The organism is Guggenheimella bovis (assembly GCF_054492335.1).
This window is the reverse complement of the sequence record NZ_JBQWTF010000001.1, coordinates 824,685-849,994: the sequence shown is the minus strand read 5'-3', so window position 1 is coordinate 849,994 and position 25,310 is coordinate 824,685. Positions and strand designations below refer to the sequence as shown.

Here is a 25,310-nt window from a genome sequence, read left to right as displayed (position 1 = left end):
CGGGAGGGTGTCCAATGAAAAAGATAATAAATAGATCGATCGCATTATGCCTTGTCATATTAACGGTAATGAGTCCGCTCTTACCGTATTTCAATATTCTAACAGGATCAAGTCCAGGAGCCTTCGCTGCGACGTATGGGCCCTTTACGAACGTAACTCATACGATCCAGCTAGATCCGGGAAGCGATCAGCTCTGTCAGCGTACTGCAACCGGTACGATTACTCTTGATTGGCCTCAACCGACCTCCTTCTTAGACGTCGTCTTTATTCAAGACACTTCTGGAAGCTTCACGGATGAAGCTCCTTTACTTAAAGGCATGCTCACTGACATGGTGAAGTCCTTGAATTTAGGCTATTATACCGTAGATGGCGTTTCCTACCCTATGGACCGCGTGCAGTTCACGTCTTATCAAGGTAATACATATTCCTTTACAAGAGATGGTACTATGGTTTATGCCCCTTCAGGTACGACTGCGCCTACAAAGTTAAATACAACAAAGCTAACAGCTACTGAAAGCGTGGTATTGGGTGCAATCAATGCCATGACATTTAATGGTGCTACTCCTACCGTAGATGGTATGGTGAAGGCTCAAGCAGATTATATTAGCTCGACGAGTACCTCGAATATCTACGACCAAGCAAAGTATGAGATTAATGGCGTCACATACACGCGAAAAACGATCTATGTATTAATCACGGACGGTATCGCAAATGCTGCCACAGGGAATAACCTATTCGCAGCTGGTGTGCTTCCGACGGCTTACAATAGTCTTTCTACTATGTACAAAGCAAGTACTAGCGCATTTAATGATTATCAACAATACGCAAAATACTACTCTGATCTCTACGCTAAGCTACCTAAAATGATGTTATACGACTATACTGATTCACAATGGTACAACGGAGCGGTTTACACGGACGCTAACAATAAAACCTTCTTTATGTTAGCTCCAAGTTACCGTGACTATCGATTTTTCGTGCCAACCAGTGCTAATACATTCTATAGCTCTAACGGTCAACCTTCAGCCAACGCTGAAGAATACGGCATCCAATTTGCTGCTATGAAATATTATGCAAACCAGATGAAAACAAGAGGCGGTATTCCTACCGTGATAAATGGCACTCGAACGAGTAGTGAATTCGTCGCTGGCTTCTATGAGACAAAAGAAGATTCCTGGGGAGCACTATCTTATGGTGCAGCCTATTTACAAACCATTCGCCCTCAAATTATAAATACAATTGATGTGATGGCATCTGACCCACTCTATTCCGTAAAGAACGACGCTGGATTTACCCAATTTGCCATCAATATGCAAGCTGCCTTTAAACGTGTTATTAATCCTGAATTTGACCGTGTAACCATTTCGCCTTCTGGTGGAATCAATACCAATTCCTTTAAGCTCTACCGAAATCTTAATGGAACGTGGAGTGAGGTAACGCCAGGATCGAACTCGACGAGTACGAAAGGTGGACTTACCGTCGACATGCAGCCGATGGATCCAGGAACGTATAAAATTGTCTACAAGATCTCTGAAAATCAGTTCCAACCGGCTCAGACGAATCCAGTGACGGTTAAAGCACTCTACAATGGAACGACCTATGAGATCGGCTCAACTGTAGATAGCCCGACCCTCCCTCCAAATACGCTTACTACATGTAATGTATCGGTCAATAAAGAAATTGACCTAAAAAACGAAACTTATCCCACGAATGCCGAATATAGTCAGCTAGAAAAAAGAACGGATTCCTTTACCTTCGTTACGACCTACGGATTCTCTCATGGTGTTCAATCGGCTACGAATCAGCTCATGATTCAGGACAAGGTCGACCCAAGGATTATTATCGAAAAAATTGAGTTAAAGGATAGCGCAGGTACTGTGGTTGCAACGATTGACCCTGCAACTGTTTCAGGAAATGTCGTTCAGTATACCTTCCCTCAAAAACCTTCGACCGTAAACACAGTGACTTATCCTTATGGTGGATACGAAAATACGCAGTACCGGTTAGAGATCACAGGTCATCTCGATCCAAAGCTCAAGGACTCTGATATTGCTGCCATGATCATTCAGCGTGATACCGACGGACGATCGGCTGGTATTCCCAATACTTCATCCGTTTTCTTAGATACGAATGAAACATTAAGTAACAAGGTTCGTATTGTTCCTCCTACACCGGAGCTTCCAAGACTTGTCAAGAGCGTCAAAACGGCAAGCATGACTACTGCTGTGACGGAACTCGATTTAAACTCAAAGACACAGGAAATACAATACCTCTTAAATTTCCAAATGCCTTTAGATACAGGCATCTATCGAAGCTTTACGATTTCAGATACATTGGCTTCGCCTTTTGTCGCGCCTACAGATGTCACTGTTTCTTATAAAAATACAGATGGAACGACGGTGACACTCGCTGAAAATACAAATTATACGTATACGTACGATGCTACTACAAAGCTCATGAAGATCGTCTTTCTCCCAGGATACGATTATTCTTCGCTTTCAGAAAAGACGCTCACCGTAAGCTTTAATACGAGCATCGCTCCCGACGCCAAGATTGATACGTTCTTCAATTCAGCTGCCCGACGTATTGAAGTCCCAAATACTGCGAGCTTTCAACTAAACGAATTTCCTGTACAGCAGTCGAATAAAACGATCGTATCACCTCCCCTTTACAACCTAAACATTCAGAAGGTAGATCAAGCGGACACAACGAAAGGTCTACCTTATGCTGAATTCACCTTAACGGATCGTGCGAATAACAATGCTCAAACGGTAAAAATCACGAATGCCGGCGGTACGACGTTCTTTGAAAACCTCGTACCGGGTAGAATATACGACCTTGTTGAAACCAAAGCACCGAGTGGATACCTTTTAGACCCTGCAAATAAATATGTAATCACGGTGTCTCCTGAAGGTAATCTAAAGATTGAGCGAAACGGTGTCTTAATTAGTAATAACTTTACAGATGCCTTCCTTAAGGTAGAAGACACAAAACCTGCTCCACTTCCCATTGAAAGCGTCACGAAGCTCATGCGAGGAGCAGATGATACAAACCCTGACTACCATACGACACCTACGCCTTATCAGATGACATCAAGTAAGGAAAAACTATTTTTCCGTATTAAAGTCGATGTCGGAAGTGTCGAAGGTTGGACGAGCTTTGTGATTAAAGACCTTATGCCGAAGTACTTTAGTCCGATTATTCAATCGGCTAAGGCATATACGTTAGATGCAAGCAACAACCAAGTTCCTGTATCAGGTGTCTACGATCTCTCAGGAACCTTTACAAAATCGAGTGAATTTGAACAGATTCAAAATACCTCAGTCTATCTCGAATTTGAAGGCGCGCTCAATACCGATTTAAAAACACTTTATACTACCTATCCCAATGGAGTCATAACAAACAAGGTAGAAGTTAGTGTAAATGGTCAAACACCAACAACATCATCAGTAGATTTCCAAGTCCTACGTGGTTCTGTAACGCTTACTAAGACGGCTGGCGGTCAGCCCTTAACGGGAATGCAAACAGCTGTATTCGGCGTCTTTAAGCAAGTTGGTCAAATTGACGGTCAAGGCAATACAGAAACCGACGATATCCGCGTAAAAGAAGGTAACGTTTCTGAAACGACGGGTAGTAAGCTCACCTTAGAAAATCTAGAACTAGGTACCTACTACGTAAAAGAAATTAACGCCCCAGGTGGATTCGTTAAAGATTCAAAACCTTATCCTTTTACCATTACAGCAGACACAGCGAGTGTTGATATCGAAACGATCGATAACCCAGTAGCTAGAGTTCCAACCATCTCAAAACGCATTAAGGGCGAAAAAGAAACAGACTTTAAACGAGATCCTCACCATATCTTTGTAGGGGAGATCTTTACGTACCGTGTTTCTGCACTTATTCCTACAAACGTGGATACCCTTCCGCTGACACTCACGGACGATATCCCCCAGTGGTTTGAAATTGTTGACAATCCTACTGCTATGAGTGCAACAAATGACACTGGAACTTGGACTTTTAGCGCCGACTCAGCACTTCAGCAATATATCAAAGCACCTTCCTATTCAAATCTAAACCACATTGAAATGGTCATTCCAGGAGATGTGGTTACTACCTATGCCGGAAAAATCATTGCCTTTGATGTTCAGGTCCGCGTAAGACCGGGAACAAACCTTTATGAAAAAAATGCGTTAAATGAATTTGGAGTTATTCCAAACACCGGTTACTTAACGTTTGGAGATAAGAAAGACTCTTCAAGAGTAGATATTGTTCCAACGATTCTAAGGACCGTTAAACTTCAAAAGGTTAACGGTGACGGTTCTAAGGGGCTAACGGGTGCAACCTTTAAGCTTACGAAAACAACGGATGCGAATAAGACCTACGAAGCATCAACAGACTCTCAGGGGTTTGTGACTTTCCCCAACATTCCAGAGGGAAGTTATACCTTAGAAGAGACCATCATTCCTAGCGGAACAGTTCCTAACTATCCTAATTACACTGTAAATATTGACTTCAAGGATGGCATCGTCATTCGAGATACCAATACCAACATACTTCCTACAGAAACGGATGGATCAGTTAAGATCTATAACAACGAGCTAGTAACCATTCCTGTAACAAAAACTTGGGATGACTCAAACGACATCCTCGGCACACGTCCTGATACGATCGAAATTGTCCTTAAGAGAAACCTCAATGGCTCACTAGATGGTGCGTTTGAAAAGAAGTATCAGATGCCAAAGACGGACACAACCTACACCTTTACAGGGGATGACCTGATTAAGTACGACTTAACGGGAAGACAGCCCTATGAGTATTTTATCGAGGAAAGTCCAGTTACGGGATATACCTCAGAGGTTGTAAAGGGAACGGATGGCAGCTTTAACATTAAAAACACCTTGAGTACAAAAAGCTTTACCCTCCTTAAAACGAATGGTGATACGAAAGAGCCTATTGTAGGAACGACCTTTATCATTCGTAGTGCAACTCCCATTGGCCCCAACATGGTAACAGCGTATGAAGAGGTCGTGTCTGATAGTACGGGTAATGTCACCTTTACAGGCCTCATTCCTGGTGTTGAGTATCTCATTTCTGAGAAATCGACTCCTATTTCAGACCCCTATATCGTAAATAGTGGAACGGTTCATCTTGTTCTAGATGAGTTTGGTGCTGCTAAGCTAACACCAGACGTCTTTAAGATGGATGAAACCAACACAGGATATGTGTTCTATAACTACCTGCTTCCTAAGCCCACAAAGAGCGTAAAAGCTCCACTCGATACGGATTTTGTAACCGATACGACAGTTAATGGCGTGCACGATACGGTACGCTATCGAATCGCTGTGCCTTTTAAAGGTACAGGGGATATTAAGCAAGTCATGGTCGGAGATAACCTCGACCTAGAAACAGCCGTCGTTCAAGATAGTTGGAAGATCACAACAGAGGATGGCCTTACAGATCTAACCTCGAACTTCACGACAGTTTTAGGTACAGATAGTACCGATATTACTTTTGTAACGACCGATAAAGCCTTTATCGATGAAAAACTTCAAAATCAAACAATCTACTTTGAATTCGATGTAAAGGTCAAGGTAGATAGTGTGACCTTTGGTAAGAGTCATCCAGATGGAATCGTTACGAACTCGGGCTTCTTACTCATCAATGACTACGAAGAAAACATTGTCTTTACGAATGAAACGACCGTAAAGGCCAACTTAAAGTCTGCCAAAATCACAAAATATCTATTGCATCCAGACGGCGTTACGAGACTCAGTCTACCTCCAGAATTAAGTGCAACCTTTGCTCTTTACTACATGGAGGGAGGCGCTTGGGATACGCCCATGGGGCAGTACTATGATCCCAACTTGAGAACAGACGATACGCTCATAGGAGTTTTCCACACGAATACCGATGGAACGATCGATATTCCAAATCTCGATATTGGAACCTATCGATTAACGGAAGTCTACGCACCAGTTGGTTACGGAAGAGTCCAAGACACGGAATTTACGATAGAACTCACATCTGCTGATCCTGTGCTCATCGATGTCGTCGACCCACAACCTCAAAAGATGAGAATATCAAAGCACGTCGTCTATCCAGCAGCAACATCTGATGCCATTTCTGGAGCAACCGTTCCTACGGGTGAGCCGACGAAACAAATTCCTTCCTTTAGAGATCCGTTTACCTATGTCATTGACTTCATGTTCCCAAGAGATATGACAGGTTATCAGTCGATCACTCTACTTGACGACCTTCCAACGGGAATCGATCTCGATCTAAACTCCCTCGATGTTCAGGTAATGATTCGAGATAGTGCGACAAATACATTTGTTGAGTCGCAGAATCCTACTGATCAAGCAATTGGCGACTATTTAAAAAATCGCATCCAAGTCACGGGATTACTGCGAAAACGCATTACGCTTGATGGCGAATTAGGAAAAGACTTAAAGCAGCTTCAAAGCAAAGTCGTCCGTCTCTCCTTTAAGGCTTATACGAATAGTCATGCAAATTCGATCGATGACGTAGCGAATACGAATGGCATCGTCGATAACAATGCCATCATTACGATGAATGCCGTCAATAAGTTCACCGATAATGCGGCTATCCAATTCCCAGATCAGTCGGGTATTCGAATTAATAAGCTTACGGATGATAATAAGCCACTAGCTAACATCACCTTCCATCTCTCTGCGACACAACCTGTCGTGAGAGCTGATGGATCGCTTGCTGCGGAACTTCCAGCAGTAGGAACGGCGACGATCCCGCAAAATTACGTAGCACACTTGAGCTCGGGTGAAGACGGAATGGTCAACTTCCTACCATGGCTTGAAGATGGTACTTACTTCATCTCGGAAGAATACTTCGATCAGAGCTATCAAGTTCCTTATCGCATGCATAAGGTGGAAATTAGTAACAAAGTAGCAACTATAACGCCATTTAACTACGTTTATGATGCTGTTGGTGAACCACAAAAAGATGCAGATGGCAACTATCTAACGGAGAATGGTCCCGTTCAAACGGTCAACCTCACGCCGGATACGAGAACCTTTGACTTTACTATTCAAAACCCAACCCTAAAACATGTGGTAGCACAAAAGACTTGGGTCGATGAGAACAATCTCTATCAGACGAGACCGACGGAAATTACAGTAACGCTCCTTCGTCGCGTGGTCGTCGATGGAGAAGACACCTACACATGGACTCGGGATACAGACGGTAAGGTGGTTATTACACCGACAGCTGTTGGTGGTGCCGACACGTTTGATCCTGACTTCCAGATGACAACGACGATTTCAAGTGATTCCAACACACATGCCTTTAACGATCCATCGATCGTAATGCATGACAGTGAAGGAAATCTGTATGATTATTTTATCGTCGAGGATCCAGTAGCGAACTACACGGCGAGCTATTCGAAGAATGACAACATTCTTACAGTAACGAATACGCTAAACGAGGGAAAACTAAAGATTACGAAAACGGGTGTTAATGACACTCTACTTTCTGATGCCGAATTTACCCTAAAGCGTATTAACCCAGATGGAACCGTTTGGGCTCAGACACTGAAAACGGATACCAACGGTACCCTAAGCTTCGAGCACCTCATTCCTGGAGGAACGTATACGCTTTCTGAAACGAAGGCTCCTTCGGGCTATACAAAGCCGGAGAAGATCTACGATGTGACGGTCGATGCCAACGGTGTGGTTACGGTGAAGGATGGAGATACTACTCTCGTTAACGATCAAACCAACGGAATTACTCTTTCTAATACCATCGCAACCGTTCAAAAGCCAGTAAAAACCGTCAACGATGTGCCTACGTACTCCTTAAAAGACGTTCATGAGGAAGTGACCTATAAGGTCAGTGTCGCAGTCGATTCTGTAGATGGACTCACGACCTTTAAGCTCACAGATACCATTCCTTCGATCATGCAGATTACATCACAAGTAGCGAACGTCACTGTAACTGCTGATGGTAAGGATGTGAAGAGTTTAGGCACGGTAGAGATTTCCGGAGATACGATTAGCTATAAGGTAGAAGGAACGAATCTCACTAGCCTCGTCGGAAGAACGGTCGAAATGAACTTTAAGGCGAGAGCAGAGGATACCATTACAGACTTTACGGGAATCACGGGTGATACAGCCTATGTCGCTGGCCAAGGTCTACCGAATACTGTCGATGTCGTTGTAAATGAAGGAACTCCGACAATGCAGACGGTTACGAGTGATCCTGCGTATATTACAGACTCTCCGTTAGCACCAGCTCCGACGATTTCAAAAACGGTTCAAGGTAGTGACCTCTATTCACTACAAAAGAACACGGATTCTTTCCGCTATGAAATTAAAGTTCAGGTCCCAGATAGCGTAGTAGGTTACAAGGATCTTGTGATCGAAGATGTCTTAGATCCTGGAATCAACGTCGCTTCTGGTATCGAGGTTCGTGCAGTCACGTACGATACCGGTGGAGCAGAGCTTTCACGCATACTCATTCCGCAAAGTTCCTACACACTCACTCAATCTCCAGATCCAGAAAAGATCACACTCACTTTTGGACCGAACTTTGATTATACGACCGTTCAAGGAAAGACGATTATCCTTTCTTTTGATGCTCAGTTAGATCCTGCGATCGATCTTACAAAGTATACAGAGAATAAGGCTCCGAATGCAGCTTCCTTTACCTTTAACCAAGGAACACCTGTATCCTCGAATACAGTTTATGTCGTACCAACGTCGAATGTAACGCTAGAGAAGACTGTCGATAAACAGACATCGAATGACATTGCAAACGACAACTTCCAGTACTCCATCAACATGATCGTTCCTTATAATACTACGACCATGGATACGTTAACGCTTACGGACGTCGTTCCAAGTGTCTTTAATGTCTCAAATATTCAGGTGAAGGTGGATGGCAATCAGGATGCAACGCTCGTACCGACCTTTACAGGAAATACGCTCACGTTAGACTTTAAGGACAACGCAACGATTACCGCATATGCTGGAAAGACCATCACCGTAACGTACACGGCCGCAGTGAAAGACGGCGCCGATGTTTCAAGTGCTCTAGTTGATGGAAAGCTCGTAAATACGGCAAGCATTACAGTAAATGGTGCTCCGGGAGCTAAGTCAACACAGAGTGTCACACCAACACTTAATGAACTTCTATTAACGAAGACACTCGATGGTGGGGCCTTCACAGAAGGTACGGCAACCTTTGTCCTCGAACAATGGATCAATAATGACTGGAAGGTCATTAAGGACAATATCACAGTCGATAGTACGAATAATGAGGACATATCGCTCGGTACCTTTATCGCAGGACGTTACCGCATTCGAGAGACCGTCGCTCCTACGGGCTATGCTTTAGCAAAACCACAAGAGCTTACGCTCGATGGAACGGCTACAGGAACGTTTACAGTCGATAACCAAAAGGTTCCACAGATTACAAAGACTGCTAATAAGACGGATCTTACAAATTACAGCGATACTGTAACCTATACGATTACCGTACCGTTTGGTGATACGGCGTCCTTCGATACGATCGAGATCACAGATATGGTTGATCCGCTCTTTACGATTGTTAGTGCTACAAGTAACATAACCGCTCAGCCAGTTACAAGTGGTAACAGCATTACCTTAAAACCAACAGCTCAAGAAGTTAAGAATGGAGCTGTGACACTGACGATCGAAGCGAAGCTTAAAGATGGCTTTAGCTATAACGATTTACCAGCTGAATACAAGACCTCAGGGATCCCAAATACAGCAAAATTAATGCTTAATGGTGACCCCAACTTAACGAGCCAATCTACAGTTAACGTCAAGGTTCCTTCTGGATCTGTTTTACTTACAAAGACAGGAGAAGGAAATCCATTACCGAGTGGAACATCAGCTACCTTTGAACTCTACAAGGAAAATGGAGATACCGATATCTTAATCGGAACCTTTGATACGAAGAAGGTTGGAACCGTCGACCAAATTCAGGTATTAGGACTTGAACCCGGTGACTACTACTTTGTAGAAAAAGTAGCACCAAATGGCTATCTACTCGATACAACACCGATTACCTTTACTGTGACAGACAAGACGGAAGCAAAAGTCTCCATGGATAACCGCATGACGACGCTACCGAATGTCACAAAAGCAGTCGATAAGCCGATTCTAGATTCTCTAACAGATGAAGTGACATATACCATTACGGTTCCTGTCGTAGACACGGACGGTTGGACGAAGTTTGAACTCACAGACGTCGTTGACTCCTTCCTAACCGTGACATCGGGTTCTGTTACAGCTGACCCAGTAAACGGCGTAACCTTTACACCTACTTTAAGTGGAAATACGATCACTGTAACGGCAGATGCAGCTGACCTACCAAAGCTTGCAGGTCAAACTGTTACCGTAACCTTTAAAGCGACCGTGAATGCTACAAACGATGCTGTTTTAGCGAAGTATGCAGACGGAAAGATTCCAAATACAGCGACCCTAACGGTAGGAGATACACCAGAACTCACAAAGACGACTGAAGTCGTTACGGTGACGATTCCTGGAGAAAATCCTGTACCTCATAAGGATGTCGATGGAAAGACTGAGATACACCTCGGTTTGAAGGATCAAAGCTTTAAGTACAACATCCGCACCTATGTACCGCTAAATATCACGGGACTTACGAACTTCACGCTAGAAGACCCGTTAAACACTGTACTTGAAACATCCCTCAATCGAATCAAGATCTATGTAAACGATCAGGTGAATGATGCTCTAAAAGCATTCCTTACCTATGAAACCGCTACAGGATTAGTTAAGCTTTCGATTCCTGACAATGAACTCGAATCATTAAAGGGTAGCTTAATTCGATTAGAAATCGATGCCAACGTGAAAAAGGACGCTGACCTAACGAGCGTCACGACAGATGGCGTAGCAAGTGTTCAAAACACGGCAACGCTAACGCTCGGTAACACTTCTAGAACATCAGAGACCGTAAAAGTCAACATCCCAGAAGGTGGACCGACGATTGAAAAATCTGTCAACACTTCCGGTACGACCCATGCTGACCTAAAAACAAAGGATGAAGCCTTCAGTTATCTCATCGATGTCAAGGTACCTCAAAACGTCGAAGGATATACGTCCATTCATGTAGAGGACACGCTCGATTCGATGCTAACAATTAGTGGAACTTCAGTCCTCGTTGATGGCGTAGCATCGGCACTTACTGCAAACGTCGCTGGAAACAAGGTGAGCCTCGATATCACCGACAACTTCACAGCTTATGCTGGAAAGACGATTACGGTAAAAGTAGATGCAACGGTTACAGGAGACGTCGAGACCGTTCATAACACGGCTTCGATGACCTTTAATGGTGGTCCAGTCCAGACGAGTAACGATGTCACCGTCACCGTTCCTGGTGTCATCCCGACACCGAGAAAGGTCGTCGATGGCGTTCTCACGAAGACCTTAGAAAACATCGAACAAGCCTTCCTCTATACGATTACCTATCAAGTGCCTCAAAATACGACAGGTATCACAAAGCTCGTATTAAATGACACGCTCGATCCGGCACTCAAGGTAAATAGTGCAGACATCAAGGTCTATGTCAATGAGGTAGTAGATAATACGTTAGTACCAACGCTTACAAGTGGCGTATTGAGTCTCACACTCGATACTCCTAATAACTATGCCAATAAGAATATTCGAGTGGAGATTCCAGCTACGATCGATAAGGCGAATGCCAAGGAAACGATCGACAACACTGCATCACTCACTGGTACGCTTAACGGCACCGATACGACGAACACCTCTGAAACGACGACAGTAACAGTTCCAAAGGGCGATGTCGTACTTACAAAGACGCTTCAAGGAAAGCCACTACCGAGTGGTGTTACAGCAACCTTCGATCTCTATAAGAAGGATGGAACGAAGATAGATAGCTACACGACAGTAGACTCAAAGATCACCGTTACTGGCCTTGTACCAGGTGAGTATTACTTTGTAGAGACTGTGGCACCAGTTGATGCTAAACTCGATAGCACTCAGATTCCATTCACGATCCTCGGTGGAGAGACGGTGGGAATCAATCCTGTCAATGTCGGTTGGAATAACGAACCGATCTCAGGTCTCACGGCTACAAAGACAGTTGAAGGAAAAGATTCTTATACGATGACAGCAAATAACGATGTCGTCGATTATACGATCACGATTCCTAAGATTACGGATACAAATGGCATCACGAAGATCGTCCTTACCGATACCATCGATGATCTCTTTACACTCGATCCACAGGTTACAGTAACTCCAACACTCATCGCTCAACCAGTCCTCAGTGGAAATTCGATCACTTTAACAATCGATCAGAAAGAAGATATCGATAAGCTTCTAACTTCTGATATCACGATCGGATTAAAAGCAACGTTAAAAGATACAACGACACCTCAAAGTGTTCAAGCCAAGTATCCAAATGGTCTCATCCCGAACAAGGCAACGATTACCACGAACGACCTTCCAAGTGTCGAAACGAATACGGTTAACGTAAGACCTGCCTTTGGCTCTGTGATTCTAACAAAGACCACGGGTGGACAAGACATGGCCCAAGGACTAAGTGCCGAATTTGAACTCTATCAAGTGACACCAACTGGCGATGTTCTCATTAAGAACTATCAAACGGTTAATGGTCGAGTAGAGGTCTTAGACCTCATGCCGGGTGACTATAAGTTTGTAGAAAAGACAGCACCTGTAGGCTTTAAGCTCGACACGACACCAATAACCTTTACCATCACAGCAGATCAGACGACTCCAGTAACTCTCACAATGGATAATAAGGAGATCGCTGAAGTACGCTTTGATAAGGTTTGGGTCGGTGGACCTATTGAAAAACCAACGATTACTGTACATCTAAAAGCTGACGGACAAGATGCCAAGGATTTAGATGGACAACCAGTTGATCCAATTACCCTAGCTAATGGTACGGTTTCGGGTGTCTTTAAGAACCTACCGAAGACCAATCAAGATGGAAGTGTCATTAAGTATTCTCTCGTAGAGGATGCTGTAACAGGTTATGTAACAACCTATGAAGGCACTGGTACAAGCGATCAAAAGATCATTAATACCTTCCAAGCTGAAAAGATCGAAGTAAAGGCAAGAAAAGTATGGTCAGGCGGAGTAGCGACAGACCATGTTCAGCCGAACTTTACGCTTTATAGAAATGGCGAAGTCTTGACGGCTGCTACACCAGTTGTTACTAGAGATGGGGCTGACTATGTCTTCACCTGGTCAAACCTCGATAAGACCGATGCCTTTGGACAGACGATTAACTACAGCGTAGATGAAGTCGATGTTCCAGCTGGTTATGGAAAGAGCATCACCCAAGCAAACGGCGAGACGGTTATTACGAATACGTACAACCTCACAAAGGGTGACATCACTGCTCATAAGGTCTGGAAGGGTGGACCGATCGATAAGAGCACGATGAGTTATGCTCTTACACTCGAACGAAAGACCGACCTAGCTACTGGCTGGACACAAGTCGATACGCAGACACTCACGGGTGATGTTACAGACTACACCTGGAAGGATCAAGAGCTCGTAGACCAAGACGGTAATGCATACACCTACCGCGTCATCGAGACGACGGTACCCACGGGTTACACGAAGGAAGAAAACGGACTCACGGTAACAAATACCTTTACCGCAGAAAAACGAAGTCTCTATGCGACCAAGGTCTGGTCTGGTGGTACGACGGATACGCACGTACAACCGACCTTCGATGTCTATAGAAACGGCACGAAGATCGATGTCATACCGACAGTTGATCCCGCAACAGGTCTAGCAGATACCTATAGCTTCACATGGACCAATTTAGATCTCACCGACTCCTTTGGACAAGAGTACGTCTATACCGTAGTAGAGTCTGGAACATACGATAACTACGGAAAGAGTGCTGTCACAGGAGCGGGTACAGAAAACGATCCTTATAAGATTACAAATACGTATGGAAGTCCTGTCACGACCCATACGCTGACAAAAGAATGGCTGGGTGGACCGAATACACATCCGACCATTGAAGTACAGCTTTATCAAAACGATCAAGTCTATGGTGATGTCGTAGCTCTTGCAAACGGAACGACGACTCACGTTTGGGACAACCTACCGAAGACAGACGCTTCAGGTGTCGATTACAAGTACACTGTAAAAGAAGTTCGAATCGGTGGACAAACGATTACGGATGGTAAGGCGAATAACTACTCCGTTGTAGAGACGGATAATGGTGATCAATCGAAGATTACGAACACCTACCTCGTTCCTACGGGAGACATTACCGCAGAGAAGAAGTGGATCGGCGGATCTCAGGTCAAACCTGAAGTCACCCTCACACTCCACAGAACGACGGATGATGTAACGGTTGAAGACCTTGGAACCGCTACCATTCAGAGCCCAGCTACAACGAACACCTGGACGAACATGCCATTAACGGATGCGAATGGTAATGTCTACCGTTACTATGTAACAGAGGCTGATGTACTAGGTTATTCGAAGTCAGAGGATGGTCTCACGGTAACGAACACCTACACGGGAACAACTTCAGTAGATGTAACAAAGGTTTGGGCAGATGCTGGAAACGAATCACTAAGACCTACAGAGATCACTCTAAAAGCCATTCGAAACGATGGTAAGGTCTTCACTGAGACCGTTACAGTCGATAAGACAAGTGCTTCAACGAAGTACACGATCAGTAACCTTCCAGAGTTCGATGCGAACGGTGTTAAGTACACCTACACCGTCGATGAAGTCGATGTCAACGGTTATACGAAGTCCGTTGATCAAACGACGAACACCATCACGAACACGCTCGCTGATACCGTTTCTGTCGGTTATCAGAAGATCTGGAGTGGTGGCGATGCAACGAACCGTCCAGCAGTCACCTTGAAGCTCTTAGCTAATGGAACGGCTGCCCTTGACGAAACAAGTACTCCGATTACGAAGACATTATCACCGGATGCCGATTACATCGGATCCTTCACGAACCTTCCACGTTACGACAAGGATGGTAAACCGATCACTTACACCATCACAGAAGATGCTGTAACGGGTTACACTTCGACAATTACTGGTGATCAAGCTTCAGGCTTTGTGATTAAGAACACCTTCAATGTCACAACAACCTCTGTCACAGCTACAAAGACATGGGTTGGTGGACCTACAGAGAAACCTTCGATCGAGCTTCAACTCTACCGCGAAGGACCTAATGGAAAAGAAGCAGTAGGAGCTCCTGTACCCTTAGCTTCTGGAACGACCACCTACACATGGGATAACGTTCCAGCGACAGATAACGAAGGAAAGGCTTACACCTACTCTGTCGATGAAATCAATGTACCGAAAGACTACGGTAAGTCCGTCGATGGTCTAACGATTACAAACACCTACAATAGTCCAGTGACAGATGTCACGGCAGTGAAGAAGTGGGTTGGTGGACCAATCGAAAAACCGACTGTTCAGTTACAACTGAACCGCACGTCTTCAACGACCAATACACCAGAGGCGGTTGGTGCTCCTGTTGACCTCGCTAGTGGAGAGATCTCTTACACTTGGAAGGATCAACCGAGAACCGATAGCTTTGGCGCAGTCTACGAATACTTTGTAACAGAGGTTAGTGTACCTCAAGATTATACGAAGGCAGAGAGTGGACTCACGGTAACGAACACCTATACGCCAGAAAAACGCGATCTCTATGCGAAGAAGATCTGGTCAGGTGGAACAGCGGATACGCACGTACAACCGAAATTCGATGTCTATAGAAATGGCACGAAGATCGATGTCATACCGACAGTGGATCCACAAACCGCAACAGCAGAAACCTACACCTTCACGTGGACAGGTTTAGATAAGACTGACCTCTTAGGTGTCGACTACGTCTATACAGTAGTCGAAACAGGAACGTATGCAGACTACGGTAAGAGTGCTGTCACAGGTACAGGAGCTGTAGATGATCCTTATACGATCACAAATACCTACGGAAGTCCTGAGACAACACATGTAGTAAATAAATCTTGGGTCAATGGACCGGATACACATCCGACCATTGAAGTACAGCTTTACCAGGATGGCGTGGCTTATGGAAACCCTGTTGCTCTAGCAAACGGAACAACGAGCTACACTTGGGACAAGCTACCTAAGAATAAGCAAGATGGAACACCTTACAACTACACCGTAGGTGAAGTGAAGATTGATGGCATCACTGTTACTAACTCTGTTGCAGGTGACTACACAGTCAATGTGACAGAAAACGGCGACAATACGGCTATCCAGAACACCTACAATTCACCAAAAACGGATATCACAGCCACAAAAGTTTGGGTGGGAGGACCGGCTACAAAGCCTAGCATCACCCTTAGCTTAGTGCGCGACGGAGTGGTACTAACAGATCCTGCTCCGATTACGCTAACAAATGACACAACCACAGCCACGTGGTCAAATCTCGATAAGACCGATGCTACTGGTAAAGACTATGTCTACACCGTACAAGAACAAACTGTTCCTACAGGTTATGAGAAGACAGAAAGTGGTCTCACAGTAACAAACACCTACACCGGAACAACTTCAGTAGATGTAACAAAGGTTTGGGCAGATCAAGGTAATGAATCTCGTAGACCTGCTGAGATCACTCTAAAAGTCACACGAAACGATGGTAAGGTCTTTACAGAAATTGTGAAGGTAGATAGTAATCCATCAAAGACCTATACGATCAGTAACCTTCCAGAGTTCGATGCCGATGGAAATGCTTACACTTACACCGTCGATGAAGTCGATGTCAACGGCTATACGAAGACCATTAATGGTAACACCATCACGAATACGCTCGCTGATACCGTTTCTGTCGGTTATCAGAAGATCTGGAGTGGTGGCGATGCAACGAACCGTCCAGCAGTCACCTTGAACCTCATGGCAAACGATACTGCTGCTCTCGATGGTTCAGGTAATGCGATCAAGAAGATTCTCACAGGAGAAGCCGATTACATCGGATCCTTCACGAACCTTCCACGTTACGACAAGGATGGTAAACCGATCACTTACACCATCACAGAAGATGCTGTAACGGGTTACACTTCGACAATTACTGGTGATCAAGCTTCAGGCTTTGTGATTAAGAACACCTATGTGGTAGATAAGACGACCTTTACAGCTACGAAGGTTTGGAGTGGTGGAGATACCCTCACACGACCTGATGTATTATTCCAACTCTATCGAGTTGCTCTCGATGCTTCGAATAATGAAGTAGGTAATCGCGAACTCGTCGGTGGTCCTGTGACATTAAGTGGTGTGACAGAGTACACCTGGACGAACCTCGATGTAACGAATAATGATGCTCAGACCTACAAGTACACGGTTGAAGAAATTGAAGTACCGGATAACTACACGAAGTCTGAGACAACCTACGCAGATGCAACGCATGGCTCGATTACGAACACCTATACACCTGGTGTTACATCGCATACGGCACTAAAGGTTTGGAAGAATGGACCTCAAGAAAAGCCTACGGTTGAAGTTGAGCTCTATCGTTATCTAAAGACTCAAACGGAAGCAGAAGCTGTTCTAGTGGATGGAAGTAGGTCAACACTCGTTAATAACATCCACACCTGGAATAGTCTCCCGATGACCGATGGTAATGGCGTAGAGTATGTCTACTTTGCGAAGGAAGTTCCTGTCACAGGTTATACTTCACTCACTTCTTCTGTCCTCGGAACGAATGGTAACAGCACTGTTATTACAAACGAATTCCAAGTTCAAAAGGTTAGTATCTATGCGAAGAAGATCTACTCAGGTGGAGCTCTAGCCGATCATGTTGCACCGACCTTTGATCTCTACCGCAATGGAACGAAGGTTGCAGATGCTCCAACGATCACACCGGCAACAGGCACAGCAGATACCTTTGAATACGTATGGACAGGTCTCGATAAGACCGATGCGTTTGGTCAAGACTATCTCTACACCATCGCTGAGAGCAATGCACCAGCGAACTACGGCGTAAGTCCAGTATCAGGAGCAGGTACTGAAACCGATCCTTATACGATCACAAACACCTACAACAGTCCTGAAACGACACATACACTTACAAAGTCATGGGTGGGTGGACCTACAGAACATCCAGCCATCACCGTACAGCTAAAGCAAAACGGCGTGAACTATCTCGAACCCGTCGCTCTAGCAAATGGTATGACGACTTATGAGTGGACGAAGCTACCGATGAATGATTCAGACGGTAATCCATACACATACACCGTCGTAGAGACCGTGATCGGTGGTGAAGCCGTAGCGAATGATAAGGCAGCGAATTACAACGTTACAGTTGAAGAGAACGGTTCGAGCACAACGATCACGAACACTTATGTAAGTCCAAAGATCGATATTACAGCCAATAAGATTTGGGTGGGAGGACCGGCTAATAAGCCAGATGTCACCCTTAGCTTAGTGCGCGACGGAGTGGTACTCACAGATCCTGCTCCGATTACGCTAACAAGTGGCACGACCACAGCCACATGGACAGGCCTCGATAAGACCGATGCTTCTGGTAAAGACTATGTCTACACCGTACAAGAACAAACTGTTCCTACAGGTTATGAGAAGACAGAAAGTGGTCTTACGGTAACGAACACTTACACTGGAACAACTTCAGTAGATGTTACAAAGGTTTGGGCAGATGCAGGAAACGAATCGCTAAGACCTACAGAGATCACTCTAAAAGCCATTCGAAACGATGGTAAGGTCTTCACTGAGACTGTTACAGTCGATAAGACAAGTACATCCAAGACCTATACGATCAGTAACCTTCCAGAGTTCGATGCCGATGGAAACGCTTACACTTACACCGTCGATGAAGTCGATGTCAATGGTTATACGAAGTCCGTTGATCAAACGAATAACACCATCACAAACACGCTCAGTGACATGACAGAAGTCACCTTCACGAAGCAATGGGTTGGTGGTCCTTCGACAAAACCAGACATCACAGTAAACCTCTTAGCCGATGGAAATCCGGCTGTCGACCGCGATGGTAATAATGTAGCTCCTATGGTTCTAAAGGACGGAACACTCACAGGAACCTTCACGAACCTACCTCGCTATGATCAGACGGGTAAACCGATTACCTATACGATCACAGAAGACGATGTACAAGGTTACCAAAAGAGCGTCAATGGCTTCCTCATTACGAACACTTACATCGTAGATAAGACGACCTTTACAGCTACGAAGGAGTGGTCTGGAGGAGATGCTAATAACCGTCCAGCTGTTAAATTCCAACTCTATCGCATTCCAGTTGATGGTACGGGAAATCCTGTAGGAAACCGAGAATTCGTAGGAGATCCTGTCACGCTCGATAGCACGACAGGCTGGGATAAGACTTGGACAGAACTAGAAGTAACGAATAAAGATGGTCAGACCTATAAGTATACGGTTGAAGAAATTGAAGGGCCAGCAAACTATACGAAGAGTCCGACTGAATATCTAACAGAGAACACGGCGAAGATCACGAACACCTATACACCAGGCATTACATCGCATACGGCGATTAAGGTTTGGAAGGGTGGACCGATCGATAAGCCTACGGTTCAAGCAACGCTCTATCGCTACCTAGCGACAGAAACAATGGATCAAGCTCAGGCCGTCCCTGATAGCACACATCCGCTTGAAAACAACCTCTACACGTGGAACGACCTACCTCTCCATGATTCGAACGGTGTCGAGTACAAGTACTTTGCAAAAGAAGAACCTGTCGCAGAGTACACCTCGACCATCGCATCACCAGTAGGTACTAACGGTAACAGCACGCTCATTACGAATACATTCATCGTTCAAACGACAGAAGTATGGGCGAAGAAGGTATGGTCGGGTGGAGCAGAAGCTGATCATGTTGCACCAACCTTCGATCTCTACCGTAATGGTGTGAAGGTAACGGATCAAGCTACGATAACGCCAAGTACAGGTACGTCTTCTGAGTTCGTTTTCCACTGGACAAACCTCAAGAAGACTGACGACTTTGGTCAAGACTATCTCTACACGATCGCTGAGAGCAATGCACCAGCGAACTTCGGCGTAAGTCCAGTATCAGGAGCAGGTACTGAAACCGATCCTTATACGATCACAAATACCTACAACAGTCCTGAAACGACACATACACTTACAAAGTCATGGGTGGGTGGACCTACAGAACATCCAGCCATCACCGTACAGCTAAAGCAAAACGGCGTGAACTATCTCGAACCTGTCGCTCTAGCAAATGGTATGACGACTTATGAGTGGACGAAGCTACCGATGAATGATTCAGACGGTAATCCATACACATACACCGTCGTAGAGACCGTGATCGGTGGTGAAGCCGTAGCGAATGATAAGGCAGCGAATTACAACGTTACAGTTGAAGAGAACGGTTCGAGCACAACGATCACGAACACTTATGTAAGTCCAAAGATCGATATTACAGCCAATAAGATTTGGGTGGGAGGACCGGCTAATAAGCCAGATGTCACCCTTAGCTTAGTGCGCGACGGAGTGGTACTCACAGATCCTGCTCCGATTACGCTAACAAGTGGCACGACCACAGCCACATGGACAGGCCTCGATAAGACCGATGCTAATGGTAAAGATTATGTTTACACCGTAGCGGAAGAAACAGTTCCTCAAGGTTATGAGGCTACGGTAAGTGGTCTTACAGTAACGAACACCTACACTGGAACAACTTCAGTGGATGTTACAAAGGTCTGGGCAGAGGCAGGAAACGAATCGCTAAGACCTACAGAGATCACTCTAAAAGCCATTCGAAACGATGGTAAGGTCTTTAATGAGACTGTTACAGTCGATAAGACAGGTACATCCAAGACCTATACGATCAGTAACCTTCCAGAGTTCGATGCGAACGGTGTTAAGTACACCTACACCGTCGATGAAGTCGATGTCAATGGTTATACGAAGTCTATTAATGGTAATACCATCACGAATACCTTAAGTGGTACGACACAAGTGACCTTCTCGAAACGCTGGGTTGGTGGATCAACGCCAAAACCAGACATCACGGTAAATCTCTTCGCGAACGGTCAAGCTGCTAAGTATGCAGACGGTACACCAGTACCAGCGATCACCCTAAAAGACGGCACCTTCATGGGTAGCTTTACAGATCTACCTGTTCGTGATGCTTCAGGTCAACTGATCACTTACACCATCTCTGAGGATCCTGTTTCTGGATTTAGTACAGAGATCACGGGTGATGTTAAAACTGGCTTTGTGATTACAAATACCTACACCGTAGGAACACGCTCCTTGACGGTTACGAAGTCATGGAGTGGTGGACCTGATCCGAAGCCTCAAGTAAAGGTACAGCTCTACCGCATCGCTTTAAATCAAGCTGGTACAGAAGTCGGAAACCGCGAGATGGTTGGACCTTCTCAGTCGATAACAGACACGTACACCTGGAATAACCTCGAGACGAAATCACTCGATGGCTATGACTACAAGTACACAGTAGAAGAGATTGAAGTACCTCAAGACTACGTGAAGAATGAAACAACTTATGACGCAGACGGTAATGCGACGATTACGAACATCTATAAACCAGGTGTAACGAGTCATACGGCCGTTAAGGTCTGGATCGGAGGAACGACTGCAAGACCTCAAGTTAAAGTAGACCTCATGAGAAAGCTTCAAAGTGAAGATGACTCACAAGCTACAAAGGTTCAAGAAGCAACGCTTGTAAATGATCTCTACACTTGGTCAGACCTCGAAAAGACTGCACCAAGTGGTGAAGCTTACGTCTACTTTGTACGAGAGCAAGCTGTAGCCAACTACACTGCATCGTATGCTTCAATCATCGGAACGAGTGGTAACAGTACAGTTATTACAAATACCTACGTTCCACCGAAGACCAATACCGTGACGGTTACGAAGAAATGGGTCGGATCAACGGGTGAACCGGTACAAATTCAACTCTTTGGTCAAGCAGCAGGACAAAACCGTGAATTCATCGGTGGCGTCATCGACCTCAATGCTTCGAATAACTACACCTACACCTGGAAGAACCTCCCTGAAACTGATTTCATGGGTAACGTCTACACCTACAGTGTCGATGAAGTAGGAAGCCTACCTGGTTACACGAAGACCATCACAGGCGATCAAACCACAGGCTTTACGATCACAAATACAAAGACACAGGAACAAACTCGAGTTGTCGTCGATCTCTCATGGGCGAACATTAAGGATGCTTCAACAGATCATACGAGTGAAGTTCAGCTCTATGCGAACGGAGTGCCTATTCGTACTGTTACTCTAACGGGTAACACCCAGACGACCTTTGAAGGTCTCGACAAGTTCGATGCGGATGGAAAAGAGATCGTCTATACGATCAAACAGACTCTGATCGATGGAGCCGATCCCACCACAGTTCCTTGTGAGACCATTCTCGTAGGTAACAGCCGCGATGGCTTTAGCCTGACGAACGTCTTTGCAGATACAAATGGTGTTGTCGTACAAGTTACAGACAAAGATACACTCGAAGTTCTACCGAACGCTTCATACAAACTCTATCGTAAGAGTGCAGTCCTCTCATCGATCCCGGTTCGTTTAACACTAGGTGCAGGAGTCGATCCAAGCATCAGAACTACGGTAACGCTCTTAAAGGATGGCGTACCAGTAGACACCATCGATGTGACAACGGAAAGTGCTTATAGCTTTAAGAACATCGATCCAAATGCAAACTATACGATCACAGCGACCGATGTTCCAGGTGTTACCTTGACCCTAACAAACGATGAATCAGGCACAGGATTTAAGATCCAAGCGGAATTACCGCAAGGAACCGTCACACCTACAAACGATGTTGTGACGAATCCAACGAATGTTCCTGTAACACTCGTATTAGGACCGAATGTCGATACGAACCTCACCATTCCATCGATCCGACTCCTAAAAGACGGATTCCCGACAGGTCGAGAGTTCAGTCTAACGGGTGCTTCAACGAACATCTTCGATGGAATCACAGAAGCAGGAAATTACTCCATCGCACTCGATGCCGTACCAGGAGTCGATCTTGAAGTCGTACAGGCTGGCTCAGGTTATGAGATTAGAGCAACTCAGAAGACTGGTTCTACGACAGGTGCTCCAAGTGTGACCAGTGGTACAGGTCTAACAACGCCTGAACTCATAGGCACCTATACAACGGATGGAAGAGGTCTCATTAGCATCGGAAACCTACCTGACGGAGAGTACTACTTTGTAGAAGAGAATCCACCTGCTGGCTATGAGTCCAGAGGTAAGGGAGAGATTCCATTCGTTCTTCCAAATAGTAACGGAACGAGTGAGCCTGTGATCATTAAACTCGATTACTCACTCTTAGCTGGAACGAAGGAACTCATCATTGAAAAGACCTGGTATGACATCGAAAACAACCCGAAGGAGTGGCCAGAGAACTTTGAGCTCTACTTTACACTCTATGAAAATGGTAGACCGATCGCGGTTCCTGCATCCGCAGTTGTAACAGGCGGTGAGGTATCAAATGGTCGAATTCATGTCAGCAAGGTTTCTGCAGGAGCACATTCGAACTTCGTCTATAGCGTGAAGATTACTGGATTAAAACCAGGTGTCACCTATCAAGCGACAGAAGTCATCGATGAGTCAAAGGTTGCACCTGACTACATCTATTACTACTATCCGAAGGATGGCTTCCCGAAGGAAGAAAACGGTGTCATTAGCTTCCATAACCTTGACCCCTATAAAGTCAAGTACACCGACCTATCAGGTGAAAAGGTTTGGGTGAATGATACACCTAGCGATAGACCTGAAAGCCTCATCATCCAACTAGAGCGCTATGAAGGTGGCGGTTGGAAACCTTACGGTGAACCTAAGACCATCAGTGCAGCTACCGGCTGGAAGTACTCCTTCACACATCTACCTCTAAACGATGAACATACGAATGAAAAGTTTGCTTATCGTGTAAGAGAACAGAGTGTTCCAACAGGTTATACGGTTCGCTACGAAGGCCTAGACATCATCAACACGAAAGAAGTCGTTCCTCCAGAACTCTTGACGATTAATGGTCAGAAGTACTGGCTCGGAGATACTCCTGAAGTTCGTCCACAAAGTATAAAGATAGCTCTACAGAAGCTTGAAGGAACAGAGTGGATTACAGTTACAGAAAAGACCATTTCTGAAGAAACACTTTGGGCTTATGAATTTAGAGACCTTGAAAAGGGACCGACCTATCGTGTGATCGAGCTTACAATGCTTGATAACTATGTCGTAAGCTATAAGGATAATGACATCTTTAATACGTATCAAGAGCCTGAGAAGCCACCGATCGAAACAACCGAGCTCTACGGCGAAAAACGCTGGGAGAATGACTCCGAAAGTACTCGTCCGTCGATCATCTACGTACAGCTTCAACGTCTTGAAAGAGATGGCTGGAAGAACGTCCGTGGACCGCTCGAAGTGAGTGCGAAGGACAACTGGCTATTCGGTTACATCGGTCTTGAAAAGTACGATCCTACGACCGGTAAGCCTTATGGATTCCGCGTCATCGAGCTCGATACACCGAGTGGCTACGAAGTCACCTATGACGGCTATACGATTACAAATACGTATGTTAAGAAGCCAACAGTAGAAACGATCTCGATTAAGGTCGGAAAGACCTGGATCGGTGACGATGAAACGACTCGTCCAGATGCGATTAAGGTTCAGCTTGAACGCTTAGAGGGTGAAGCTTGGATTCCATACGGAGAACCAACCTACATCCTAAAGAACCAAAATTGGAGTCACGAGTTTACAAACCTACCAAAATTTGATCCCGAAACGAAAGAGCTTTACGAGTATCGCATAAGAGAACTCGACTCGATCGAAAACTACGAAGTGAGCTACGATGGCTTCAACATCATTAACACCTATAAGAAGCCAGTAGAGCTAGTAAAAGTAGAGGGACAAAAGACGTGGGTTGGAGACACAGAAAATACTCGTCCTCAATCGATCATTATGATCCTTTATAGAGACGGAGTAGAGGTTCAAAGAAAGACCGTTAGAGCCGAAGATTCTTGGCACTACGTCTTCGATGGACTCGAAAAGTTCGTGGACGGAAAAGCTGTCACCTACACGGTGAGGGAAGTTTCTGTCGATGGTTATACCACAACCTATGATGGTTACGATGTGACCAATACACTCGTTACGAAACCACCTCAAGGCGGTGAAAAGGAAAATCTACCAAAGACAGGATTCAACCCAGAAGAATCCATCCTATTCTTAGGAGTGCTCTTAACACTCGGTGGATACTTGATTCTTAAAAGACACTAG

At 45.1% G+C, this 25,310-nt stretch carries 1 protein-coding gene; it reads left to right on the top strand.

Annotated features, from left to right (window positions below; all coding sequences use genetic code 11):
* Positions 1 to 14: 14 nt before the first annotated feature.
* Positions 15 to 25,310 (top strand): Cna B-type domain-containing protein, encoded by a 25,296-nt coding sequence (locus tag ACUB3H_RS04125; protein ID WP_459129392.1) that lies wholly within the window; start codon positions 15 to 17, stop codon positions 25,308 to 25,310.